The 23,509-nt window shown below is 42.2% G+C and carries 25 protein-coding genes and 1 pseudogene; 12 read left to right on the forward strand and 14 right to left on the reverse strand.

Annotated elements, in window-relative coordinates; all coding sequences use genetic code 11:
* Window positions 1-205: pentapeptide repeat-containing protein (locus HWQ23_RS28420; protein WP_292836232.1), on the forward strand; the 205-nt coding region annotated here is incomplete at its 5' end.
* A 293-nt stretch (window positions 206-498) separates the two neighbouring features.
* Here HWQ23_RS28420 and HWQ23_RS28425 read toward each other — a convergent pair.
* Entirely contained in the window at window positions 499-1,104 is a 606-nt protein-coding gene (locus HWQ23_RS28425) for a DedA family protein (protein ID WP_292793046.1), read from the reverse strand.
* Between the two features lie 194 nt (window positions 1,105-1,298).
* Here HWQ23_RS28425 and HWQ23_RS28430 point away from each other — a divergent pair.
* From HWQ23_RS28430 to HWQ23_RS28440, 3 genes and pseudogenes are all read left to right on the forward strand, one after another.
* Window positions 1,299-1,436: pseudogene (locus HWQ23_RS28430) on the forward strand (ABC transporter permease); the annotation flags it as partial.
* A 129-nt stretch (window positions 1,437-1,565) separates the two neighbouring features.
* A complete protein-coding gene (locus HWQ23_RS28435) occupies window positions 1,566-1,907 on the forward strand; it encodes a cytochrome P450 (RefSeq protein ID WP_292836235.1) in 342 nt (113 codons plus the stop codon).
* Window positions 1,908-1,915: 8 nt separating this feature from the next.
* Entirely contained in the window at window positions 1,916-2,656 is a 741-nt protein-coding gene (locus HWQ23_RS28440; protein WP_292836237.1) for a hypothetical protein, read from the forward strand.
* Here HWQ23_RS28440 and urtE read toward each other — a convergent pair.
* Complete coding sequence (gene urtE, locus HWQ23_RS28445) at window positions 2,619-3,317, reverse strand: urea ABC transporter ATP-binding subunit UrtE (RefSeq protein ID WP_292836240.1); 699 nt, start codon at window positions 3,315-3,317, stop codon at window positions 2,619-2,621. The genes HWQ23_RS28440 and urtE overlap by 38 nt on opposite strands.
* A 344-nt stretch (window positions 3,318-3,661) precedes the next feature.
* Between urtE and HWQ23_RS28450 the strand changes: the two genes are divergently transcribed.
* Window positions 3,662-4,270, forward strand: a complete 609-nt coding sequence (locus HWQ23_RS28450; protein ID WP_292836243.1) for a Uma2 family endonuclease — start codon at window positions 3,662-3,664, stop codon at window positions 4,268-4,270.
* A gap of 38 nt (window positions 4,271-4,308) precedes the next feature.
* Here HWQ23_RS28450 and HWQ23_RS28455 read toward each other — a convergent pair whose 3' ends face one another.
* From HWQ23_RS28455 to HWQ23_RS28490, 8 genes are all read right to left on the reverse strand, one after another.
* Window positions 4,309-4,533, reverse strand: a complete 225-nt coding sequence (locus HWQ23_RS28455; protein ID WP_292836245.1) for a type II toxin-antitoxin system HicA family toxin — start codon at window positions 4,531-4,533, stop codon at window positions 4,309-4,311.
* A 2-nt stretch (window positions 4,534-4,535) separates the two neighbouring features.
* Window positions 4,536-4,742, reverse strand: coding sequence for a type II toxin-antitoxin system HicB family antitoxin (locus HWQ23_RS28460; RefSeq protein ID WP_109007382.1), 207 nt, complete (start codon window positions 4,740-4,742; stop codon window positions 4,536-4,538).
* Window positions 4,743-4,801: 59 nt separating this feature from the next.
* Window positions 4,802-5,548 carry an urea ABC transporter ATP-binding protein UrtD gene (gene urtD / locus HWQ23_RS28465; RefSeq protein ID WP_292836248.1) on the reverse strand — a complete coding sequence of 249 codons (747 nt, stop codon included), beginning with the start codon at window positions 5,546-5,548 and terminating at the stop codon, window positions 4,802-4,804.
* Complete coding sequence (gene urtC, locus HWQ23_RS28470) at window positions 5,523-6,641, reverse strand: urea ABC transporter permease subunit UrtC (protein ID WP_292836250.1); 1,119 nt, start codon at window positions 6,639-6,641, stop codon at window positions 5,523-5,525. Before urtC ends, urtD begins: the two co-directional genes overlap by 26 nt.
* A gap of 31 nt (window positions 6,642-6,672) precedes the next feature.
* Window positions 6,673-7,833 carry an ABC transporter permease subunit gene (locus HWQ23_RS28475; protein ID WP_292836252.1) on the reverse strand — a complete coding sequence of 387 codons (1,161 nt, stop codon included), beginning with the start codon at window positions 7,831-7,833 and terminating at the stop codon, window positions 6,673-6,675.
* 146 nt (window positions 7,834-7,979) lie between these two features.
* On the reverse strand, window positions 7,980-9,296 hold the full coding sequence (urtA, locus tag HWQ23_RS28480; protein WP_292836254.1) for an urea ABC transporter substrate-binding protein: 1,317 nt from the start codon (window positions 9,294-9,296) through the stop codon (window positions 7,980-7,982).
* Window positions 9,297-9,488: 192 nt separating this feature from the next.
* The gene (locus HWQ23_RS28485) at window positions 9,489-10,655 is read right to left on the reverse strand and encodes an NAD(P)/FAD-dependent oxidoreductase (RefSeq protein WP_292836257.1); all 1,167 of its coding nucleotides are present in this window, start codon (window positions 10,653-10,655) and stop codon (window positions 9,489-9,491) included.
* A gap of 25 nt (window positions 10,656-10,680) precedes the next feature.
* Window positions 10,681-11,574: an isopenicillin N synthase family dioxygenase gene (locus tag HWQ23_RS28490; RefSeq protein WP_292836259.1), complete on the reverse strand. Its 894-nt coding sequence runs from the start codon at window positions 11,572-11,574 to the stop codon at window positions 10,681-10,683.
* A 76-nt stretch (window positions 11,575-11,650) separates the two neighbouring features.
* Between HWQ23_RS28490 and HWQ23_RS28495 the strand changes: the two genes are divergently transcribed.
* The gene (locus tag HWQ23_RS28495) at window positions 11,651-12,235 is read left to right on the forward strand and encodes an Npun_F5749 family FMN-dependent PPOX-type flavoprotein (RefSeq protein WP_292836262.1); all 585 of its coding nucleotides are present in this window, start codon (window positions 11,651-11,653) and stop codon (window positions 12,233-12,235) included.
* A gap of 82 nt (window positions 12,236-12,317) precedes the next feature.
* Here the strand turns inward: HWQ23_RS28495 and cysE are convergent, their stop codons facing one another.
* Together cysE and HWQ23_RS28505 are read right to left on the reverse strand one after the other, a co-directional pair.
* The gene (gene cysE / locus HWQ23_RS28500) at window positions 12,318-13,082 is read right to left on the reverse strand and encodes a serine O-acetyltransferase (protein ID WP_292836265.1); all 765 of its coding nucleotides are present in this window, start codon (window positions 13,080-13,082) and stop codon (window positions 12,318-12,320) included.
* A gap of 193 nt (window positions 13,083-13,275) precedes the next feature.
* Window positions 13,276-13,767 carry a hypothetical protein gene (locus HWQ23_RS28505; protein ID WP_292836267.1) on the reverse strand — a complete coding sequence of 164 codons (492 nt, stop codon included), beginning with the start codon at window positions 13,765-13,767 and terminating at the stop codon, window positions 13,276-13,278.
* A 353-nt stretch (window positions 13,768-14,120) separates the two neighbouring features.
* On the opposite strand from HWQ23_RS28505, the gene HWQ23_RS28510 reads away from it, so the two are divergent.
* A complete protein-coding gene (locus HWQ23_RS28510) occupies window positions 14,121-14,480 on the forward strand; it encodes a hypothetical protein (protein WP_292836270.1) in 360 nt (119 codons plus the stop codon).
* Between the two features lie 281 nt (window positions 14,481-14,761).
* Here HWQ23_RS28510 and HWQ23_RS28515 read toward each other — a convergent pair whose 3' ends face one another.
* Entirely contained in the window at window positions 14,762-16,456 is a 1,695-nt protein-coding gene (locus HWQ23_RS28515; protein WP_292836272.1) for a DUF3352 domain-containing protein, read from the reverse strand.
* A 158-nt stretch (window positions 16,457-16,614) separates the two neighbouring features.
* Here HWQ23_RS28515 and HWQ23_RS28520 point away from each other — a divergent pair, with 158 nt between their 5' ends.
* From HWQ23_RS28520 to psbA, 4 genes are all read left to right on the forward strand, one after another.
* Window positions 16,615-16,947, forward strand: a complete 333-nt coding sequence (locus HWQ23_RS28520) for a rhodanese-like domain-containing protein (protein WP_292836274.1) — start codon at window positions 16,615-16,617, stop codon at window positions 16,945-16,947.
* 430 nt (window positions 16,948-17,377) lie between these two features.
* A complete protein-coding gene (locus HWQ23_RS28525; protein WP_292836276.1) occupies window positions 17,378-18,553 on the forward strand; it encodes an HrcA family transcriptional regulator in 1,176 nt (391 codons plus the stop codon).
* Between the two features lie 121 nt (window positions 18,554-18,674).
* Window positions 18,675-19,349 carry a DUF2834 domain-containing protein gene (locus tag HWQ23_RS28530; RefSeq protein ID WP_292836279.1) on the forward strand — a complete coding sequence of 225 codons (675 nt, stop codon included), beginning with the start codon at window positions 18,675-18,677 and terminating at the stop codon, window positions 19,347-19,349.
* Between the two features lie 240 nt (window positions 19,350-19,589).
* Window positions 19,590-20,672 carry a photosystem II q(b) protein gene (psbA, locus tag HWQ23_RS28535; protein WP_292836282.1) on the forward strand — a complete coding sequence of 361 codons (1,083 nt, stop codon included), beginning with the start codon at window positions 19,590-19,592 and terminating at the stop codon, window positions 20,670-20,672.
* Window positions 20,673-20,744: 72 nt separating this feature from the next.
* Here the strand turns inward: psbA and HWQ23_RS28540 are convergent, their stop codons facing one another.
* Window positions 20,745-21,425, reverse strand: a complete 681-nt coding sequence (locus HWQ23_RS28540) for a RibD family protein (protein ID WP_292836285.1) — start codon at window positions 21,423-21,425, stop codon at window positions 20,745-20,747.
* A gap of 321 nt (window positions 21,426-21,746) precedes the next feature.
* Here HWQ23_RS28540 and HWQ23_RS28545 point away from each other — a divergent pair, with 321 nt between their 5' ends.
* Window positions 21,747-23,144, forward strand: coding sequence for a DUF2252 domain-containing protein (locus tag HWQ23_RS28545; protein WP_292836288.1), 1,398 nt, complete (start codon window positions 21,747-21,749; stop codon window positions 23,142-23,144).
* Window positions 23,145-23,509 lie beyond the last annotated feature (365 nt).

The following is a 23,509-nucleotide window of genomic DNA, read 5'->3' on the forward strand; positions in this document are numbered from 1 at the left end:
CAACCTTGAAAATGCCAACCTTGAAAATGCCAACCTTGAAAATGCCAACCTTGAAGGTGCCAACCTCAAGACTGCCAACTTGAAAAGCGCTCGTCACCTAACTTTTCAAAAGTTAAAAGCAGCCGAAAATTGGGATCAAGCCTGCTATAACCCAGAATTTCGCAAACGACTGCGCTTGCCTTTAGAAAATCCAAACCAATGTTGAGTAATCAAGAGACATCTCCAGAAAAGAATGTAGACACGTAGCAGTGCTACGTCTCTACAAGGGTTCTGGGTAACGCATATTTAATTTCTGGAGATGTCTAAGGTACTCGGCCGTGGGTGTAATATGTTGTTCGGCTAAAAGCAGACGTTGGCACTTTTTTGATAAAAAGGGCTAATTCTGCGATTAACCCCTAGCTAACGTCAGAGTTTAATTTTACTTCCCAGCAAAACAGCCGTGGCAATTGAGAAACATCTATACAAAAATACATCTACTAGGGAGCTACAAAAAATATTTCAACTTTTGTTTGCTCTATTTTCTTGTATTAGATGAATAATCGATGGCACTAAAGAAACAACTATAATTAATCCAATAATCGGTAACAAATACTTATCTACCTGTTCAGGTGGCAGAGATTTTCCTAAGAAAAACCCTAATATGGTGATGCCGAATGTCCAAAGAAACCCACCGATTAAGTTGTAAGACATAAATGTTCGATAATGCATCGCACCAATCCCAGCCACAATCGGCGCAAAAGTCCGTACAATAGGTAAAAACCGTGCTAAAACAATCGTTTTTTTACCGTGTTGTTGATAAAAATCTTGGGTTTTGATAAGATGTTTTTTACGAAACAACCATGAATCTTCCTTCTGAAATAGCCTTCTGCCAAATTTATGCCCAGTAAAATAGCCAACATTGTCACCTAAGACTGCACAAATAAAAGCACCAAAAATCAGAACCCAAATGTTGAGTAAATTCTGAGATGCGACAAATCCAGCAGTGAACAATAAACTATCTCCAGGCAGGAAAAAACCAATTAACAAGCCAGATTCAGCAAAGACAATCGCCCATACCCCAAAGTAGCCGAGTGATTTAATCAGTTGTGGTAAATCCAGATGCATAGAATTTCTTACCTTTCAAAAATAGACCCACAACATCTTAACGTTTAGCAATTTTCCTGAACAAAAAGTAATATTAAATTTGCGTAAAGTTATTGTTTAATTTGGGAAAATGTCATGACAGATGGCAGGTTTTGGGTTAAGGGTGCAAGATCCGAAGATATTTGAAAGTACTAAGACTATTTTAGGGTACTGCGATCGCAGCCTCTTTGGAGTATCGTATTAACTTTTTTATCGCTACCCTCAGCAGCTTGGGAAATCTTGTCGGCAGCCTCTTTGGACTATTTTTGTTTTACCAGACTGGCTACGCTTTTAGTAGCTGGTCATGGGAAGCAGGTAATATTAGCAGTAGTGCTGTGCTGGTTGGCAGTTGCTTTATTCAATTGTGATAAGGGACTTCCAACAAATAAATTACCACTACTTGTGGGGTGGGCCGAAAAGCCCGCCTCTGGCTTAGGGCTATCGTGTCGCCCACCCCACAAGAAGTAGTTGAGTATTTTTTTATTTGTCAGTCCCTAACTCATAGCCTAAAGGAAATCTACCTTGAACCAGAGCGTTTTGATCCAGATCGTTTCAGTCAAGAGCGCCAAGAACACAAAAAGTATCCTTTTAGTTTAGTTGGTTTCGGTGGTGGGCCACGCATCTGTATTGGTATAGCCTTTGCCAAAATGGAAATGAAGATTATTGCGGCCTGCCTTCTACGCAATTATCATTGGGAGATATTACCAAATCAAAGTTTAGAGACAGTGTTATTTCCCAGCAATCGTCCTAAAGATGGGTTGCGGGTTCGATTTCAACCTCGGTGAAATGTTTTATGGTATCCCAAATAGACATACATTTGCCTAACGGAGTTTTACAACGCTTGCAAAATGTGAAAGATTTTGTGGGTGAAAATGTTAACTCTCTAAGTAACTCAGCACAGCAAGCTGGGGAGTCTTTAAAGGCAACAGCAACTACAACGACTGATAAAGCAATTGATACAGTTACGACAAGCTTAGAACAAACTTGGCAAACTGCTGATAAATTTAAGAGTACAACATCGGGCGCAGTTAAAGATGCGTTGGCATCTTCTGTAAGTGATTGGCTGATACAACACCCAATATTTTTTAGGTTAGTTCAAATACTAGGTTGGGCGACTAATCACCCAATTATTAGTGTAGTAATTTTGCTGTTTACACTTGCTCTACTTTGGAGCATCATCAAAGCTATTGTCCGCTTGATTGAAACAGCTAGTTGGTCAATACTGCAAGTTCCGTTCAAATTGCTTCAGGCTTTGATTGAAGTTAGTTTTTTATCCTTAACTAAAGTTGGCAGTTTTGCTGTTCAACAAATGACTGCTACTGAAACAATTGATAACCTACCAGTTTTACTACCTGAAAATTTTCAACCAAGTAAGCAACAACGATTAGCAGAAATTTCTCATCGTTTGGAAGCAATTCAAAAGGAACAAAATGAGCTTTTACAAGAAGCAGCAGACTTGATTGCTTCAGATACAATTGATATAGAAATATCAAAAATTAAACAGCTAAAAAGCGTTGAATCACATCTTGACTGAGTTCGGCTGTTGAACCGGAGGCGACGATACCACCTTTTTGCATAGCGTAATAGTAATCAGCTTGACGAACAAAGTGCAAATGTTGCTCTACCAATAAAACCGAAATGCCTGTGGTTTCGACGATGCGACGGACTGCGGCTTCAATTTCTAGGATGATGGAGGGTTGAATACCTTCGGTGGGTTCATCTAAGACGAGTAATTGAGGTTCTCCCATTAAAGCACGCGCGATCGCTAATTGTTGCTGCTGTCCCCCACTCAAATCACCACCCATCCGCGAAAGCATGGTTTTCAATACTGGGAATAAGCTAAAAACTTCCTCTGAAATTTCTGCTTTTTTTACTGGTTTGCGTCTAGCTTCCAACCCCAGCAGCAGATTTTCTTTGACTGTCAAACGGGGGATAATTTCTCGTCCTTGGGGAACATAACCAATTCCCAACTTTGCCCTTTGGTCTGGAGATTTGGAGTTGATTAATTGTTCAGCTAAATTAATTGTACCACTGCGGGGTTTGAGTAAACCCATAATTGTTTTTAGTAAAGTAGATTTCCCTACACCATTGCGTCCAATTAGGCATATCATTTGCCCAGATGGTACGCTCAAATCTACATTGCGGAGAATGTGGCTTTCGCCGTAGTAAACGTTAAGGTTAGAGATTTTTAGCATAAAATAATTTTTAACTGTTAGTTTTCATATCAAGTCTTTAACTGGTAATAGCTCTGTTAAGACAGTAATAAACCACGGTTCATTAGGAGTCCGGTAATCCCTTATGATACCTCATTGCAAATGCAACGAAGTAGAGTGTTCGCGTTGGCGCACTCTCTCGTACACTCCTAGCAGCTAATTGTGAATCTGGTGCATCAGGCGCTTAACTTGTGCTTTTTGTGTATCTTTATGACCTGTCATAGTCATGTATATAGCAGTCCTAAATGAGAAAGTGAAATCTTCTATTGGATTAGAATAGCAATAACATTTAGTGGTAGTCTGTGTAGGGTAAGAAGGCAAAGCAAATGACCCAAACGACGAAAACCCAAAAACTGCTGACCTTTGAGGAGTATCTTACCTATGACGATGGTACAGACACGCGCTATGAGTTGGTGGATGGAGAACTAGTCGAGATGCCACCAGAAAGTCAGGAAAATAGTAATCTGGCAAGATTTCTATTCGTTGAACTACTAAAACATTTCCCTTTTTATTTAGTTGCTCACAAGGATACAGAAATTGAGGTGGCAGGCCGACGCTCGAGATGTCGTTTACCTGACTTAATGGTTCACACAGAAGAATCTTATGCTGCCCTTATCGGTGCTACTCGTGCCACCCTCACCCGTGATATGCCGCCGCCTGCGCTAGTGATTGAAATTGTTTCTCCGGGTACGGCGAACCATGTTCGTGATTATCGCTACAAGCGGACGGAGTATGCTGCTAGGGAAATATTAGAGTATTGGATTGTTGACCCGCAGATGCAACAAATTACAATTTGCCAGTGGGTAGACGGACAGTATGAGGATAAGGTATTTACAGGTGCTACTTGCATGGAATCAGTGATAATTGCTGATTGGGTGCTAACAGTAGAGCAGGTGTTTAACAGTGCAAACCGACCAGAATTACCAAGCAAATAGAATCTTATTGAAAAATAAAAACTGGGATGCACTCCGCATCAAATTGCAGAAACAAACTCGTTGACTGTAAGCCCTGCAGTGCGAATCAAACTTCGCAACGTTCCTTTTGCTACTTCACGATGCTCAGGAACAGACAGTGTGGCTAACTCTCCTTCCTTAACCAGGATGATATGGCTTCCACTTTGACGTGCAACTTCCCAACCAAATGACTCAAACACACGAGCGACTTCACGTCCACTAAGAACAGGAAGAGTAGACGCCATAACTAAGCCACAACCTCTACTTGGTGAGTCTCTATGGTAAGTGGCAAACCGCGCTCGGCACGAACTTGTAGGCAGGCAGCTATCGCATCTTTGATATTCTCTAGTGCTTCTTCCTTAGTCTGACCTTGACTGACACAACCCGGAATGCTGGGGCATTCTACTATCCATGCACCATCTTCATCACGATCAACCGTTACATTAAACCTCATATTTCCTCATACACTAAGCTTGTGACTATAGTATATCTAAGCTTTGTAGAGCTAAAAATTTAGTCTTCCTGTTTTCCTAGATATACTTCAATCACACGAGAATCATTTTGCACTTCCTCAAAATTCCCTTCGCACAGCACCGAACCTTCATGTAATACCGTTACTTTCTTGGCAATTTGACGCACAAATTCCATATCGTGTTCAATTACTAAAATTGAATGACTTTGTGCAAGTGCTAAAAGTAATTCGCCGATATTGTAGGTTTCTTCGTCTGTTAAACCAGCAACGGGTTCATCAACAAGTAATAAGTCTGGAGACTGTGCGACTAACATTCCAATTTCTAAACGTTGCTTTTCTCCGTGAGAAAGTAAAGCGGCTCTGATGTCTGCTTTAGGAGTTAAACCGATAGTTTCTAATAATCCTTTAATATTATTTTTTTCAACAGCATTAGAACGTTCAAACAAAGTAGAAAAGACATTTTTCTTCTTGTTACTGGTAATTTCTAGATTTTCGCGGGGCGTTAAGTTCAGGTAAATTCGGGGTGTTTGAAACTTGCGCCCAATTCCTAACCGCGCAATTTTATGTTCAGGTAAAGAACGTAGGTTTCTTCCTTTGAACATAACTCGCCCAACACTTGGTTGCACTTTTCCCGTAATCACATCCAGAAATGTTGTCTTTCCCGCACCATTGGGGCCAATTACTACCCGCAATTCACCCACATCCATATTAAAGTTAAGCTGATTTAAAGCCTTAAAACCGTCAAAACTAACAGTTACGTTTTCAGTTTCCAATATTTTCGCGTTCATGTTGCACTTCGGCATCTTCTTCCAAGGTGGGATATGTAGCAATTTGTTGGCGGCGATTGAAAAGAGAAATATTCTGACTACGCAACCATCCCACTATGCCGTCAGGAAGCACTGTGACAACTATCAAAAATAGTGCGCCTTGGAAAAATAGCCAGATTTCCGCAAATTGTTCACTTAAAAAAGTGCGGGCATAATTTACTAACAAAGTTCCAACAATCGCGCCAATTAAAGTAGCGCGTCCTCCTACAGCTACCCAAATGACCATTTCAATCGAAAAGGCAATATCCATTGATCTGGGTGAGATAGAACCACTCTGGATGGTGTAAAATGCTCCTGCTATGCCTGCGATCGCACCTGAAACTGCAAACACCAGCACCTTAAAATCTGTCGGGTCGTAGCCAGAAAATCTTACCCGACTTTCATCATCACGAATAGCTATCAACAACCTCCCAAAGCGTCCACTTGTCAACCAGCGACAAATCCCATAGATGGCTGCGAGAAACACTACCGTCAGGATGTAGAAAACCATTTGCGTTTTCGCATCGCTGACCGTTGCCCCAAACAAGGTTGTAAAATCGATGAGTCCGTTCGTACCGTTGAAAAGTTGTTGTTGACCGTTAAAGAAGTTGAAAAATACAATAGTTCCGGCTTGAGTCAAGATAGAAAAATAAACTCCCTTAAGGCGATTGCGGAAAACTAAATATCCCAATAATCCCGCCAATAACCCTGGAATTAGTACTACAAAAGCTATTGTCAAAGGAAAAGAATAAAAAGGTTGCCAAAAGGCGGGAAGTTCCGTAACCCCATAAAGTCCCATAAAATCAGGCAATTCACCAGTAGGGACTTGCAGTTTCAGGTACATTGCGATCGCATATCCACCCAAACCGAAGAAAATACCATGTCCCAAACTTAGTAAACCAGTATAACCCCAAATCAAATCGATACCCAAAGCCACAATCGCCAGCGACAAAAATCGTCCCAACAAATTTAGACGAAACTCCGTAAGCAACAGTGGCATAATAATTATAAGGAAAAGTGCGATCGCAACCACCACCCCCACCTCAATTAATAACCCTCCTCCCCTCTTCCTCATTCTCTGCGTCCTCTGCGTCTCTGCGGTTCGTTTAAACATCAACAGTACGTCCCTTCTGCGGAAAAATCCCCCCAGGCTTCCACTGTAAAAACACAATAATCAGTGCAAATACCATCACCTTAGCCATACTCGTCGTCGCAAAAAAAGTAAACAAATCAGCCAAAGGCTTAACAGGAGTCAACAACAAAGCCAGAGTCCCAGAACCAATTAAAAAATTAGCCGTACCAATAGCCAAAGCTGCCACAATCGTACCTGCCAAATTCCCCACACCCCCAACGACAACCACCATAAAAGTATCAATAATATAGTTTTGTCCCGTATTTGGCCCTACAGAACCTAGCAAACTAATAGCACATCCAGCCACACCAGCTAAACCAGAACCTAGTGCAAAAGTAATCGCATCAACCTTTTGAGTTGGGATACCCAAACAAGCACTCATACTTCGGTTTTGCGTCACAGCCCGAATCCTTAAACCCCAGCTAGAACGTTGTAAAAATAAATAAATTCCCGCCACACAGATTATTGTTAAAGCAATAATAAATAACCTGGCAAAGGGTAATTGTACACCACCTAAAGATATCCCCGCTTGTAACCAAGTAGGCGCAGTTACATCCACATTTTGAGCGCCAAACCAAGGTTTAGTCACTGCTAGCTGATAAGTTTGACTCAATAAATTGCCCGTTGTCATTGTCACCCCCAGCGATAATAAAAATATCACTGCCACAATCCAGTTACGAACTCTTCCCAAATCAGTGCGAGAATTTAAAATCCATAAACCTCCAAAAAACAATAGAGAAAATATAGCTATGCCAATTATCAATACCCAATTCACGCTGCGAACAAACTGCTGAAAAATCAGACTGACTCCCCAAGTTGCTAGGAGAGTTTCTAGAGGGCGTCCATAGAGATAACGAATCACGCTTCTTTCTAAGATTAATCCCACAGTAGCGGTGAATATAAAAGCAATAATCAAAGCCAAAAATATATAAACTTCAAACCATACCCCGCCCAATTGCTTACAAACATTTTGCACAACAAATGTTGTATAAGCGCCGAACATCATCAATTCACCATGTGCCATATTAATGACGCCCATCAGGCCAAATATAATCGCCAATCCCAACGCGGCAATTAATAATACAGCACCAATACTAATACCATTAAATATAGCTTCTAAAAATCCTGCTAACACTTTTTCCCCCTATATATTCAGCTTGCCTCGTTCCCAGTCTCCGACTGGGAATGCCTATTAGGAGGCTCTGCCTCCTGTAGAAGCGGCAGAGCCGCAATGAGGTGCATTTCCAGGTTCTACCTGGAAACGAGAAATGGACTAATGAATTAAACTTTCTTGTACTTACCACCTTTAGCAGGGTCAGTCCAATCACAAGCAAATCCCTTAGTCTCTTTTACAAATTGATTCCAAGGAACTGGCTCAACTGCTGTCGGAGTAGCATAGACAATATCAAATAAACCATCTTGCCTAACTTGACCAATCCGCACAATTTTAGATATGTGATGATTGGCATCCATTGTCACTTTACCTTCAGGTGCATCTATGGTTTGACCATACGCCGCAGCACTCACTTTTGCTATGTCTGTAGTACCAGCTTTTTCTACTGCTTGCTTCCACAAATAAACTGCGATGTAGGCTGCTTCCATTGGGTCATTTGTCACCCGATTTTCACCGTACTCTTTTTTGAAAGCTGCAACAAACTTCTTATTAGCAGGTGTGTCTACTGTTTGGAAGTAATTCCAAGCTGCATAGTGACCTTTGAGATACTCTACACCAATTGCTTTGACTTCTTCTTCGGCAATACTAACAGACATAGAGGGATATTTTTCTGGTGTCAATCCAGCCCCTTTCAATTGTTTGAAAAAAGCCACGTTGCTATCACCATTTAAAGTATTATAAATCACACCACCATTGGGCAAATTTTGCTTGATTTTAGTAATGATAGGTGTAACTTCTGTATTGCCAAGAGGTAAATAATCCTCACCAGCTATTTTTCCGCCTAAAGCTTCTAGTTGAGCTTTAATAATTGTGTTAGCAGTCCGAGGAAAAACGTAGTCAGAACCAACTAAGAAGAATTCTTTCCCTTTATTTTTTAACAGCCAATCAACAGATGGTTCGATTTGTTGATTTGGCGCAGCGCCAGTGTAGAAAATATTTTTAGAACACTCTTGACCTTCGTACTGCACAGGATACCAGAGCATATGGTTTTTGCTCTCAAATACTGGCTTCACATTCTTGCGGCTAGCAGATGTCCAACAACCAAAAACTACAGCGACTTTATCTTGATCAATTAGCTTAGTTGCCTTTTCTCTAAAAGTATCCCAGTTAGAAGCACCATCTTCGGTAACTGCTTCAATTTGTTTACCTAAGATACCACCAGCAGCGTTAATTTCTTTTATTGCTAATTTTTCTGCATCGACAACGCTTTTTTCACTAATAGCCATTGTGCCACTCAGAGAGTGCAAAATACCTACTTTGATTGTGCCACCAGCAGTAGCAGCAGCTGGTGAAGCAGTAGGAGGTGCTGCTGGCCTCTCTGTAGCAGTTGGGGAATTATTCGCGCAAGCCTTCAGAAAAAAGCTGCTTCCAAAAGTTAAAGAACCGTAGATTAAAAACTTGCGTCTGTTAAATTGTCTTCTCATCTTTTTATGAATTTTCCTCTTGATCAATCAACCAACTTAATAGAAAGCTGACAATATTAAACTTTAAAGTGTGATGATAGTGCGATAGTTTACTAGTAAAAAGTTACTTCTTATACAAAATGGCTGATTTTGTAACAAAAAAATAACTTTACAATATTAAAATTTGTTAAGCTTGGGATTGTGAAATTATTATCAGTGATGAAGAGATAGCTGGATAATAATCTCATCTTTTTTGCCAGATGCAAAATTAGCAAAGCGCTTTGCCAAAGGTGGTATAATCACCAAAGGATTGCTAAAACCAGAAAATAAATGAATGCTTTCAAATCCAGGAATAGTACCAATTAAGGGTAGGCGATCGCTACTAAATGCCACTAAGCAATGATACCAAGTTCCTGGTAAATTCTCTAAAGTTGGCAAAATTTGCTTTATACTTTTTCGCAACCATTTTTCACTTACCTCTGAGTTTACTTTGGCATGAGGATCTGTGAGAACGCGGCTAATTTGACCGATGCGGAAGCTACCATCTTGAAACTGAATCGCACCCGCATCTAAAATTGGCGGTAGTGGCTCATTACCTGGTTGATTCCACAATTCATCAACTTGAGAAGATTTAGCTTCTAGTTGAAACCGTTGCACATTAGCTGGCATAACTAAAGTGCGTAATTGCACATCTACAGGTGGGGTTTCAATTATTTCTGCGTGGGTAAAATACAGCTTGATAGGAATACCAGCAGATTTTAGAAGCTGGCGGCTGAGTCCACCCGCACAAATGACAACCTTAGCGCTGTGGAAAGTTGCAGTGGTGGTTTTTACACCATCTTTCAATACTTGCAATACTTGGGTAATCTGCATTTCACCCCCAGCCCGCAGAAAGGCTTGGATGTAGGCTTGTGCTGTTTTTTCTGGGTGAATATGACCGTGTTTAAGAGTTAAAGCCCCAGATATCGCCTCTCGATTTAGCAGTGGTTCTAACTCACAAGCTTCTTGTACACTCAGTAAACGCGGTGGAATGGCACAATCCTTATATAATGCAGCAGTTGCTTCTGGGTCACTGGCGGCTGAAATCGTTAGTAATAAATCTAATTCCCGAAATTGAATATCAGCGTCTAACTCTTGAGATAAGATATGGTAACGCGCGTAGGCGTAGCCAGTCGTAGACATCGCATCTTCGCACAATTGCCGAGTTAGTGGTGTAGTACCCGACCAATAGGCAAGTCCACCATAACTATAACGAGTTGCATTCTGTGGTCTGCTGTATTGCTCCAACAAAAGTACACAAAAGCCAGTTTTTACTAATTCGTATGCCAGTGCTGCACCCGCGATTCCACCGCCAACCACAATCCAGTCGTAGGTTTTCATATTAAATATTTTTCTTAATTACGAATTACGAATTACCATAAGTTGCTTGTAAACGTTGTAAAAGATATTCTCCTGCAAGGATAGGGGGATAAATAGGCGATTGTTCTTTCTGGCAACTTTCCAGACAAGCAATTTCTGTATGATCATTAGGATGACAGAAAAAAGCGATAGAATATCGGGACTGGTTCACCCTGTTATCGCTGGGAATCATCACTCGATGCTTGGTTGAGCAAAACACATGATTTGTCCACCGTTGCATTAAATCGCCAGTATTGACTACTACAGTATCAGGAATTGCAGGTGCGGCAATCCACTCTCCAGATATTGTCTGTACTTCCAGCCCCCCAACGTCATCTTGGAAAAGTAAGGTAATACTACCATAATCGGAATGCTCACCAGCACGCACTTGTCCGGGTTTAGGTGGTGTCTGCAATCGGGGATAGTGGAGCGAGCGCAAGGTATGATTTTGTTGATTGTGTCTTGTTATAAAAAAATCTTCTGGCAATTCCAACGCCAAAGCAAATGCTTGCAGTATCGTGTTAGCAAGTTCTGTGCAACTATCATAAAAGGCGACAATAGAAGCATCTATGTCTACAGCCTCTTGTTTGCCTAAATTCAACGCCTCTTTCAGGTCGCCTGGTTTATTGGGGTTAAGACGTTCTCTCTCAAGACCAACGTAACCTGTGTTACTAAATTTATCACTCCAAGCTTGCTTTTGCTTAACTTCTAAAGGTAAATTGAAGAAAGATTTGCTGTAAGTGAATACTTGCCTTATCAAGTCTTTTGATATTCCTGAATTCTGTAAGTACATGAAGCCAATTTCATGGCCAGCTTGATAGATTTTTTTGATAAGAGTTTGCCGAGTTATTGTGTCGCCATTGGTAAACGCAGTTAAATCTATTATTGGAATTGTAACCATTTATATATAATTAGAAAATTTGTGTTTTTGTTTTGTTAACAGTAGTATACTCAATGCTTAGGTACGGAACTTTACAATGACTCTTGCTCCTTGGCGAAGCGCGATCGCTCGTGCTATCGATCGCAACCGCAGCCTTGTTTATGCCCGTTACCTCCAACTAGCAACGGTGCAGGCAAACGGTCGCCCAGCTAATCGTACCCTAGTCTTTCGCGGCTTTCTGGAAGATACAAACCAGCTAAAATTTATCACCGATAGTCGTAGCGCTAAAGCTGACTACATACAGCAACAACCTTGGGCAGAAGTTTGCTGGTATTTCCCGAATACACGAGAACAATTCCGAATCAATGGCTGTTTGACCCTGGTCAGTGGTGATGATTCTCACCAGGATTTACAGCCAGCCCGCATAGACATTTGGCAAGAACTGAGTGATGCTGCACGTTTACAGTTTGCTTGGCCTCATCCCGGTAAACCTAGAGTCCAGGAATTAGAAGCTTTTGAGCCACCAGCACCCGACCCCGTGCAACCAGTGCCTAATTTTTGTTTACTGCTACTCGACCCAGTGCAGGTAGACCACTTAGAATTGCGAGGCGAACCACAGAATAGAAAGTTTTATCGCCGCGATGAAAATCAGGAATGGTTTTGTGAAGAAATTAATCCTTAATTTTGTCAGTTAGGAGTTATAAGTTGGAAGGTGCAAAGATAATTTTTATTCCTCACTCCTCACTCTTAACTCCTAACTTGATTTAAATACCCGCACCATCTAGAAACTGCTGTATTGCCTTATCTTTAAGGCTGCACACAGGAGCATTTTGTGATAAATCAGCTTGGTTAGAAGCTACACAACCTGTCAAGACAAGAGTTTTTTCAGAAGAGTTGGTGCGCTGAAGAGTTTGTATTTGTTCTTCCAGCGCCTCAATCCGGTCTACTAAAGCACGAATCACTTCAGCTTCCGAATCTGGTAAGTTATTGTGTTCAAGAGGTGCAACCCGGACTCCAGAACGATATATAATCCGCCCAGGCACGCCCACTACAGTACAGTCTGACGGCACATCCCTTAGAACAACAGACCCAGCGCCAATACGGACATTATTGCCAACTTGGATATTGCCCAGCACCTTGGCACCAGCTCCAACTACGACATTTTCGCCCACAGTGGGATGGCGCTTGCCACATTCTTTACCAGTACCCCCAAGGGTGACACCTTGATAAATTAGCGCATAGTCTCCGACGATCGCAGTTTCGCCAATTACTACACCCATCCCGTGGTCAATAAACACACTTTGCCCAATTGCTGCACCAGGGTGGATTTCAATTCCAGTCAAAAACCGAGCCAAATGAGAAATCAGGCGGGGAATAAAGGGAAGACCAATAGTATACAGCCAGTGAGCCAGCCTATGGAATAGCAGGGCTTGCAAACCAGGGTAACAAAATAAAACTTCCAACCAGTTACGGGCAGCTGGGTCACGTTCAAATATGATACTAAAGTCAGCACGCATTATAGATAGCACGAGATAGCACCCTCGGAAAGCACAAAAAGCTACTCTCCCATATTATCCTTTCAGACGTTACACATAAAAATTGGGAATGGGGGGCATGGGCCAAACAGGGCATTGAGGATTGGGGATTAGTTAGTTCTTCTTCCTCATCTCCCTCATCTCCCTCATCCCCCCACTCCCCACTCCCCACTCCCCACTCCCCACTTCACTGCTGCTCCACTGTCAGAGTATAATCGTGCTTAACCCCAGAATTAAATGTACCTACCCAAATCTGATAGGTGCCACTTTTCCAGTTGCGATCGCTAACGCTAGCATCTTTACTTTTGCCGGTGTCATCGCCGCAACGAATTGTTGTTTTATCTGGCCCTTGGATCAGTAAAGTGGTGTCGTTGTTGTTGCTATCGACTTGTATTGTCAGCTCGGAAAAGTCCTTTTCCAAAACCATAATATGATCTGGATTGGGATCGGCAAAGCCAATACAGGCTTTTTGATCGCGATCGCGGTTACTTATGGCAGACAATGAGTAAGAACCACTTGTAAACCCATGCACTATTCCTTGTGCTGGATCAAAGTTTTTTGATAAATTTAAAGTACCAAAATTTGCTGGCTCTGCTATTGCAGGGCTAACTGTTATGGCCGTAAGTATAGCCAACAGCCAGCTGCTTTTAAACTGAAGTCGGGGGCGACAGTATTTCATAGTAGCCCTCCAACAGGCTTTTAAATTAGTAGTGATATATACATATTCTAATGAAAAAACTTCAGTGATATTTCAGTTACTTGTGCCAGATTAAAATGTGCCACAAGTAATGGCTTTCAAAGCAGGCAGCTAGTTGCTAGGCTGTTTCTTGATCTAGACAGTAGCTACAATTCCCCAAGTTTAGTAACCCAGAGATACCCAATGAATTAAAAGATGGTTTTGTAGAGTCTAGAAGTAACTTTAATAATTTCCTTAAGAAAGAATCATTAGACCTCTTGCATAAGTCGAATAGACCCCCCTTAATTCCCCCGATATATTGGGGGGAAACTTGAAATCTTGCCCCCTCACGCCACTTGCTTCAAGTCGGCAAAGCCGCCCAACGCAGTGGCTCCCCAACCCTCCCCGATGTATTGGGGAGGGGTGATTCAAGGATTTTTGCAAGAGGTCTATTATTTTCAATAGAATCTATAATTTGGATTAATGAGCGTGAACATCATACTACGTATTATACAAATAAAGAGATTTTAGAAGCTTTGCTTTATGGTGAAATTGCTCATTTTACTCAAATGGAAGATTATCAAAAATTGTATGGAAATCATTTTAATAAATCATTTAATTTAATGGAATTCATGGTTATTATTGAAAACTTCAAAAGATTTATTCTTATTGTGAAAGAAATTAACCAGCAAGCAATTCCTTATATGAAATCTTAGTAAAAATTCAACATATACAGCTAGATTACAAATCAATACAGTTCAGTTAAGAAAAATTGTAGGTTGGGTTAAGCAAAGCGCAACCCAACAAAGCCCCGGAAATGTTGGGTTTCGTTCCTCAACCCAACCTACCCAGTTTAGGGTTTTTGGCGCTAACTGAACTGTATTGGATTACAAATACAAATGGCAAATGTTACAGAAAATCTACGTAAATATCATAAAAAAAAGGCAGAAGGTAAAAGAATTTTTTACCTTCTGCACTTTGAGCTTTTATGAGAATCTTACGAATTATGAAGTTTGAAGAAAACGCCGCCTTTGAGCGATCGCGCCTCAGTTCCATAACTACTGACTGTGAGCGATCGCAGATTGTTAAAAAATGGTTTACCTAAGACTTCTACTAGCTTGAGAATCGGTACTTGACGCTCTAACAAATTCTGGCTCTTTGTCCAGTCAAGATATATATAGCCTTGGTTTGGTAAGGGAATTGCAGCGATACTATCTTTGAAATTGGGATTGTCAATTATCGAATTATCCTTGGCTGTGAGAATTTCATCCATCGTCTCTAAGTCAGACGTAAAAATTTCATAATTTCCTAAAGTTGTATGCAATCCTCGCACTTTTGTTTCAATGCTGAAAGATGCTCCTTCTTTGGCATCAGTTTTTTTTGTAGCCGTAGTTAACTCTGTCCAAGCGGAGATTTTTTGCTTGTTTATAGTTAGGGGATTGATACTGAGTCCGTTGGATGAAGCGATCGCATCCAAACGAGCAACGCCTTGTTCTACACCCTCGGATTTTTCTACCACAAAAATCCAATGGGGGGTTGTTTGTTCTTGAGGTAACAATGCTATGGCATATTCTCCCTGTACCCAGCTAAAAATATCCTCTGGTAAGTTTATACCCCAGCGTTTTTGAACATCCGCCAAAGGTTTTGCTAACCGAGAAACCACATCTTCCTCAGAACCATATAGAGTTGCTGTCGCTTGTCTCCAGAGTTTGGCTAAATCACTGTCACCCAAATTACTCAAATTTGAGCCGGAAATTGCCAAACCTGCGGATGCTGGAATATACTGCAATGCTCCCACAGGTTTAGATAGCGGTGCAGATGGAGAGACAATTTCCGATGAAGCCAGAAAGGTGGTTTCTGCTAGCAATCCTTTGGGGTTCAACGCCAAGGATATGATTTGGCTGTTATAAAGTTGTTCTGGTAACTCTAAGCCTTGCCATTTTGCCACAATCGGAAGATTTAAGAAAGCTACAGCTAAACCATCTTTGGGAAGTTGTTTGGTAGCTTTTTGGTATTCGGGGGAGGTAGTCAAATTCAGATCGGGCGCTTGGACGTTATTGATCGCATCTCGCAGCACCTTCGGATCGTTGGCAAACAACACAAAGCCTTCACCAACAACAGCACCAGCTAGATAATTTTGGATTTCGGATTTTGGATTTTGGATTTTCCCTTCTGTGATTACTTCTTGATTGTCGTAAATCAGCTTTACGCCTTTGTATTGTTCAACAGCTAAGTTTGCCCCACCTAACGCGCGTTTGGAAAACAACAACTCGACAAACTCGCGGCTTTTCTCCGGTTGCTCGGTTGCTAGTGCCAATAGATACCCTGGCTGCTGTCCGTTTTCTCGGTCGCGATCAATATCTAAGGTGGTGATAGCTAATGTAATTTCGTCCCCTAACCAGGGTTGAATGTCTTGTTTGTAATCTATGCCACTCTTGGCGAATAAGCTGGTTTTGAGTTTAGATAGTTCCTCTTCCTGCTCCAACGCCTGCAAACGGTCAGGATTCGCCAGTAATGATACCATTACAGGGGAAAGTTTCGACACGAATATGGCTGAACCAGACCTAGAGGTAGAAGCAATCAGGTTAGCCGGACTTTTGCCGAAAAACCAGTAAAACCCAGCGATCGCAATTACTAGCAGTGCGATCGCACCAGCGACGATAAAACCGATAAATGAACGTTGCCTATTCACATTAAACCTATTAAAAAAGACGGTTTACAGCCATTTAAGCAGAAAGCTTACCAGAATTAATCAGCCTCTTGAGAATGGATGCTCATGCCAAGGCAGAGATTTTCTGTCACCATAAATAGTATTAGGACTGTTTACAGAAACCTCATGACAGGGAACTGATGAACCATATTAGTGTAAAAGAACTGGCACAACGTCTATCTTCTAGTGATGCAAGTATTCAGCTAGTAGATGTGCGTGAGCCAGAAGAATTGGCGATCGCAAGCATTGAGGGCTTTGTCAATCTACCTCTAAGTCAATTTGCCGAATGGGGAGATGAAGTACCCACTCTCTTCAATCCTCAAACTGAAACCCTTGTACTATGCCACCACGGCATCCGCTCTGCCCAAATGTGCCAGTGGTTAATTGCTCAAGGTTTTACAAATGTACAAAATATTTCCGGTGGTATTGATGCCTACTCCCTATTAGTTGATCCTTCAATTCCCCAATATTAATTTCTGACTGAATTCATGACTCAGCTGGAATTTACTCTTCCAGCTGGCTTCTGCTATTGTAAAAATAGGACTGGATCAACTTAGGGTTTTGAGGGAAAAATTTACACCTTTGGCTAGTGAGTATATATTCACAGAGCTTTTCGACCCAAATATATCAGCTATTCCCAAAAAATACGTATTCCATAATACTGTTATAAGTTTAAAATTATGCAAAAATACGGTTACAATTAAATGCAGCTTTTGCAGTACAAGTCTAGCTCCTATTTCAAGCGCATTCTCAAAAAATCAGCACGTAAGCTTTAAAAATACTTATCATTAGAGAACTGCCTAATTTGCTATCTTAATTAATTATTAATAATCTCTGTTTGCGATCAAATCCAGAAATTTTTTCAGAGTTTGATTAAAATTTGCCTTCAGTAAAACATGCCATATGGAAGTCCAGTTAACAAATCGACAACAGCATATACTTTGGGCAACGGTACGCCACTATATTGCTACAGCAGAGCCTGTTGGTTCAAAAGCTTTGGTTGATGAGTACGACCTAGGTGTAAGTTCAGCCACAATTCGCAATGTGATGGGCGTTTTAGAAAAGTCTGGCTTACTTTATCAACCACACGCCTCCGCCGGACGAGTACCTTCTGACTCAGGCTATCGCATTTATGTTGACCAGCTAATGACACCTTCTCTGCGTTCGCGCAGCGTGTCGCAGACAGACGCTCTTGCTAGCTTGCTTCCACGTTCGCGTAGCGTCCCGCAGGGAAGTGGTACGGAAACTTTAGGGCGAGAAGTAGAGGTAGCACTGCAAAAGAGTCTCCAGTGGGAAGATTGGAGTTTAGAAACCCTACTGCAAGGAGCTGCACAAATTTTAGCAACCTTGAGTGGTTGCATTAGCTTGATTACCATGCCGCAAACGACTACAGCGCTAGTGCGACATCTGCAATTAGTGCAAATTGAAGCCGGAAGGATCATGCTGATTGTGGTGACAGATAGTTATGAGACACATTCCAAGTTGATGGATTTGTCGCCAGTACCAGAGGAAACACAACGCGATCCAGAGGTAATCGATCGCGAGTTGCAGATTGTTTCTAACTTTTTGAATAGCCACTTGCGGGGGCGAAGTCTGTTGGAATTAGCCTACCTCGACTGGAGCGAACTAGATCAGGAGTTCCAACGCTACGGGGAATTCTTAAAAAATTCAGTTGCGGAATTGACTCGTCGCACGCTTGCACCGACTGCAACCCAAATTATGGTTCGGGGTGTGTCAGAAGTTTTACGCCAGCCGGAATTTTCCCAGTTACAGCAAGTACAAACGATTATCCACCTGCTGGAAGAAGAACAAGACCAACTATGGCGATTAATATTTGAGGAACCAGAGCCTGAGGATGTGGGTAGTAAACCAAAGGTAACGGTTCGTATTGGCGCAGAAAACCCACTAGAACCGATACGCACCTGCACCTTGATTTCTTCCAACTATCGCCGAGGTTCAATACCAGTAGGAAGTGTGGGAGTTTTGGGCCCAACACGTCTAGATTATGAAAGTGCGATCGCAGTCGTAGCATCTGCTGCTGATTACCTCTCAGAAGCTTTCAGTTATTTCAATCCTTAATCGGATCATCTGATATTTAGGGACAAGTGGCTACGGGTTTAAGCAGTGAATAATACAATAGCAGGCAGATAAGCCCAATTTGTAGCGGCAAAATCAATAATTAATACTACTTAAATCTTTCATGGTTAGAAAAATCACCTTTGGCGTTCTATGGCTGGGACTCCTTACCTATGCTTTTTTCCTGGCTCCTCCTGAGCAACCCGGTACATTGGAGTTAATTAAAAACCTTTCTATTGGTCAGTGGCAGGGCATTAACCCGTTAGTAATCGCCCTATTCAACCTCATGGGCATCTGGCCTCTTATTTACAGTGCAGTTGTGTTTATTGATGGCAGAGGGCAAAAAATACCTGCTTGGCCATTTGCGATCGCCTCTTTCGCAGTTGGTGCTTTTGCCTTGTTGCCGTACTTAGCCCTACGAGAACCAAATAATAATTTTGTCGGTAAAAAGAATGCCTTGCTGAAGCTGCTAGATTCTCGTGTGACTGGGGTTGTCTTGACTGTAGCCACGGTTATTCTAGTTGCCTACGGTTTAACAGCAGGAGATTGGGACAGTTTTGTACAACAGTGGCAAACCAACCGCTTCATCAATGTGATGAGTTTAGATTTCTGCCTACTTTGCCTCTTATTTCCTACATTGTTAGGGGATGATATGGCGCGTCGCAGCTGGAAAAATCCGCAGTTGTTCTGGTTAATAGCATTGATACCGCTATTCGGGCCATTGATTTATTTATCTGTGCGTCCACCTTTACCAGAAGTGGGTGTAGACTCAATGTCCCAGCAGCCAGCAGGGAATTGAAGAAGAATATATATAGAAAGTGTTTAGTTTCGTTAAGAGGTTTTTACAAAATTTCTAGAACAGAATTTACGCAAAGTCCCCTTTCTCAGCCGATTGGGGATTTTCTGTTGCGGGTGCGTAAATCCCAAGAGAAAATTTTTTTCTGAAAGTACTTTACAAAACGCAATAAATTATTTAAGATGTGTAACAGGTAGTCAAAGCTACCTAAATTCATTCACAAATAATCGCATTTATAAAACAATGACAACAACCTTACAACGTCGCGAAAGCGGCAACGTATGGGATCGGTTCTGCGAGTGGATCACCAGCACCAACAACCGTATCTACATCGGTTGGTTCGGCGTAGTCATGATCCCCACCCTGCTAGCCGCCACCGCTTGCTTCGTAATCGCTTTCATCGCCGCACCTCCAGTAGACATCGATGGAATCCGTGAACCAGTTGCAGGTTCTTTAATCTACGGAAACAACATCATCTCTGGTGCAGTAGTACCTTCCTCCAACGCTATCGGCTTGCACTTCTACCCAATTTGGGAAGCAGCTTCTCTAGATGAGTGGTTGTACAACGGCGGCCCTTACCAATTGGTAATTTTCCACTTCCTGATTGGCATATTCTGCTACATGGGTCGTGAATGGGAACTATCCTACCGCTTAGGAATGCGTCCTTGGATTGCGATCGCCTACTCAGCACCAGTAGCAGCAGCAAGTGCAGTATTCTTGGTATACCCCATCGGACAAGGTTCTTTCTCTGATGGTATGCCCTTGGGTATTTCTGGAACATTCAACTTCATGATCGTGTTCCAAGCAGAACACAACATCTTAATGCACCCCTTCCACCAATTAGGTGTAGCAGGTGTATTCGGCGGAAGTTTGTTCTCTGCAATGCACGGTTCTCTTGTTACTTCTTCCTTAGTTCGTGAAACTACCGAAACTGAGTCCCTTAACTACGGTTACAAGTTCGGTCAAGAAGAAGAAACCTACAACATCGTTGCAGCCCACGGCTACTTCGGTCGCTTAATCTTCCAATACGCTTCCTTCAACAACAGCCGCAGCTTGCACTTCTTCTTAGCAGCGTGGCCTGTAATCGGCATCTGGTTTACCGCCTTGGGTGTAAGCACAATGGCGTTCAACTTGAACGGTTTCAACTTTAACCAATCAATCATTGATTCTGAAGGTCGTGTGATTGCAACTTGGGCAGATGTAATCAACCGGGCTAACCTGGGTATGGAAGTAATGCACGAGCGCAACGCTCACAACTTCCCCCTAGATTTGGCTGCTGGTGATTTTGCTCCTGTAGCTCTAACCGCTCCTGCTATCAACGGTTAAATAGTAAAGTTTAGCTAAATTAAAAAGCGCCCTCCCAATCTGGGAGGGCGCTTTTTTAGTATCAGCGCATTCTCAGTTGAGTGTACGGTAGTGTAAAAACAACTCACTTCCAACCTGACGAGTTTCGACGAGTTGGAGATGAGGAGCAGCATTAGGAACAAAACCCTCTCCCTCCACTGGGGTAGGGGCGTGCTTTCCTCCATAAATGACAGGCCAAATTGTCAACCACCAATCGTCAATTCGCTTTGCCTGGACTAGAGAAGCTGTTAAAGAGCCACCTCCCAAAGCAACGATCTTGTGAATACCCCGCTCTGCCATCAAGGTGTAGGCTCGATCCCAGTCTAGGTCTGTATCTCCCAAATCAATTAATTCAGCTAGTTTTTGCAAGGTTGTTGCATCAGAATTGCGCTTCAAACCAGTCCGTGTCGTAAATATCCATCGCTCAATGTCCTGGCTCAAAAAAGGCAAGTCCAGCGATAGGTCAAGGGAACCTGAGACAACGCAGGTGATGGGCTGGGGAGGCTGATTCCGAACCTTACGTGCTGCCAACAGTTCGGGATTGCGAATTGTAAAGGTTGACCCCTCAGCCCGAATCGTCCCTGCTCCTACCAAGACCAGATCAGCAAGGGAGACTTGATACTCCAAGTGTGCTTGATCAGCTACATCGGAATCACGAGGCGCTTTCGGATCTACGGCGCTAATCTTTCCATCGGCCGTCATGGCAAGAACCACTGTTGTTTGGATAGCTGACATGATTATGTTCTGGCGGTTCTTTAATTTCTTTAATAATTTTACCTTTTTCAACCCTTTGCCATGAATCCCCAGTGACTAAACTAAGATAGCCCAATAGTTTAAGCTAGGACGGCTTGCAGCGAGTTAATCGGTTCCGAGAAATCCTAGTTCGATTCCAGGCTGGGCTATAAGGGCGTCAATCCCCACAAGAGTTATTCCATGAATAGTTGTTGTATTGTGCTTTAAATCACTTTCTCAGCTATGGCTCAAGGTGGTAAAAGAATTGTTGTTGGATGATTGCCTCTACACAAGAGTCAATTTTTTTACGCCTAAGAGACTGTCATGCTCAAACACATATCTGCAATTATATTTGTCTTAATTTTTATTTTGGGGCTTGCATCTCCAGTTCAAGCTGCAACTCCCCGTTCAACTTGGGTGGAGAATGAAATTTACCAATACAATCATCCCTTTGCTTCTCAATTGCCTCAAGAACTGGCAACGAAGATGCAAAAGATGAAAGCTAGCCCCTTCGCCTTTTATCGGGGAACAGATCACATTTTTTATCGTGATATGCAGACCTTACCAAGTTCAGGATTTGTAAATTCTTCAACCTCAGCCATCTGGTTAGGGGGAGATATGCATCTGCAAAATCTTGGGGGGATCAGAGATAGCAATGACAACAACGTTTTTGATACCACTGACTTTGATGAAGGCTATCTTGGCCCCTACGTTTGGGACTTGCGACGTATGGCAGTCTCCATTCTGTTAGCAGCTAAAGAGAACGGTCTTAACTCAAGTGATGCTGAGGATATTGTCCGCAATTTCTTGGATGCTTATCTCAATAAGATGAGTGACTTTAAGGGAACCAACGACGAACTGTCCTATCGTCTAGAATCTGGCAATACGAACGGTGTGGTAAAGGATTTGATCCAAGAAGCATCAGGTAAGAGCCGTTCTAATTTTCTAAGTAATTACACGCTGCTAAATAATAGTGGCAATCAAGTTTTCAAAACAAAAAAGAAACTTCAGCCTGTATCCAGCAGCGCCTATTCCGATATTGCTGGTGCTATGAGCAGCTACATCGCCTCAATTCCTAGCAGTAAGCGCTATAACAATAGTTCCTATACCCTCAAGGACATTCGGATCAAATTAGGTTCAGGCATTGGTAGTCTTGGTAAGTACCGATATTACTTGCTGATTGAGGGGCCAAGTTCAGCAACCGACGACGATCGCATTTTGGAGATGAAGCAGGAAGGCAGTAGCGCCGTGGCGATGGCGTTCCGCCCACCGGAGGCGATCGCAGTTCCAGGTCTGCTGCCAACTTCAGTTTACGGAAATCAAGAAGGTGCGAGGGTGGCGATCGCCACGAAAGCGATGCTCTCCAATACTGATCCGTTAGTTGGCTACACTACGGTCAGTAATATCCCCTTTATGCTGCATGAAAAATCACCCTACAAAGTGGACTTTGACTATACGTTGCTAACCACTAAGTCAAAATTCATGGATGCGGTGGGATATGTAGGGAAGGTCGTTGCCAAGAACCATGCAATCTCTGATAAAGACTATGACGCTGCGATTATTTCCGTAAGTATTGACAAAGAAGTGACTGATATTGTGAGCCGTAACAAGGCTGTATTCAAAGAGGAAATTGTTAACTTTGCGGTGGACTATGCAACTCAAGTCGAGTATGACTACACGAGTTTTGTAAATGCTTATAACCAAGGGGTAAGACTCTACTAGAACGTTGATTCAGTATTCAGAGATTGTCTTCATGGGTGAGACAAGGGAGAAACTTGCTCAACAATTCTTCCTTGTCCCTTTTCTCATTTAAGATTTTGAACATTATAGGACTTACGCACTGTACAAATGCATCGTGATGTCAATTAACGATCTTGAGGAAGTTTTCAGGCTTTTCTTAATGATCCTGTGATGCCTACGGCGGTAAACTACGTAAATAGATCATGCTGTAGGGGCACAGCAATGCTGTGCGCTTACGAAAGATATGGTTTTTAACCTTGATTCATTATTTGGTATTTCTTGTCAATGCCTAAGAGGGTGTTTATAAAATAATTCTTAAGCAGGTGAGCTACTATGATTACGAGCTA

The organism is Nostoc sp. JL33, assembly GCF_017114985.1.
In the GTDB taxonomy this organism is placed as follows: domain Bacteria; phylum Cyanobacteriota; class Cyanobacteriia; order Cyanobacteriales; family Nostocaceae; genus Nostoc.

Coding starts and splice junctions, on each gene's coding strand:
- HWQ23_RS28545 (WP_292836288.1), top strand. CDS start 21,747: ATGCTCAAACACATATCTGCAATTATATTTGTCTTAATTTTTATTTTG.
- HWQ23_RS28485 (WP_292836257.1), bottom strand. CDS start 10,655: ATGAAAACCTACGACTGGATTGTGGTTGGCGGTGGAATCGCGGGTGCA.
- HWQ23_RS28460 (WP_109007382.1), bottom strand. CDS start 4,742: ATGAGGTTTAATGTAACGGTTGATCGTGATGAAGATGGTGCATGGATA.
- HWQ23_RS28495 (WP_292836262.1), top strand. CDS start 11,651: ATGACTCTTGCTCCTTGGCGAAGCGCGATCGCTCGTGCTATCGATCGC.
- HWQ23_RS28530 (WP_292836279.1), top strand. CDS start 18,675: ATGGTTAGAAAAATCACCTTTGGCGTTCTATGGCTGGGACTCCTTACC.
- HWQ23_RS28425 (WP_292793046.1), bottom strand. CDS start 1,104: ATGCATCTGGATTTACCACAACTGATTAAATCACTCGGCTACTTTGGG.
- urtA (WP_292836254.1), bottom strand. CDS start 9,296: ATGAGAAGACAATTTAACAGACGCAAGTTTTTAATCTACGGTTCTTTA.
- HWQ23_RS28490 (WP_292836259.1), bottom strand. CDS start 11,574: ATGGTTACAATTCCAATAATAGATTTAACTGCGTTTACCAATGGCGAC.
- urtC (WP_292836250.1), bottom strand. CDS start 6,641: ATGAGGAAGAGGGGAGGAGGGTTATTAATTGAGGTGGGGGTGGTGGTT.
- HWQ23_RS28540 (WP_292836285.1), bottom strand. CDS start 21,425: ATGTCAGCTATCCAAACAACAGTGGTTCTTGCCATGACGGCCGATGGA.
- urtD (WP_292836248.1), bottom strand. CDS start 5,548: ATGAACGCGAAAATATTGGAAACTGAAAACGTAACTGTTAGTTTTGAC.
- HWQ23_RS28525 (WP_292836276.1), top strand. CDS start 17,378: ATGGAAGTCCAGTTAACAAATCGACAACAGCATATACTTTGGGCAACG.
- psbA (WP_292836282.1), top strand. CDS start 19,590: ATGACAACAACCTTACAACGTCGCGAAAGCGGCAACGTATGGGATCGG.
- HWQ23_RS28505 (WP_292836267.1), bottom strand. CDS start 13,767: ATGAAATACTGTCGCCCCCGACTTCAGTTTAAAAGCAGCTGGCTGTTG.
- HWQ23_RS28450 (WP_292836243.1), top strand. CDS start 3,662: ATGACCCAAACGACGAAAACCCAAAAACTGCTGACCTTTGAGGAGTAT.
- HWQ23_RS28440 (WP_292836237.1), top strand. CDS start 1,916: ATGGTATCCCAAATAGACATACATTTGCCTAACGGAGTTTTACAACGC.
- HWQ23_RS28520 (WP_292836274.1), top strand. CDS start 16,615: ATGAACCATATTAGTGTAAAAGAACTGGCACAACGTCTATCTTCTAGT.
- urtE (WP_292836240.1), bottom strand. CDS start 3,317: ATGCTAAAAATCTCTAACCTTAACGTTTACTACGGCGAAAGCCACATT.
- HWQ23_RS28455 (WP_292836245.1), bottom strand. CDS start 4,533: ATGGCGTCTACTCTTCCTGTTCTTAGTGGACGTGAAGTCGCTCGTGTG.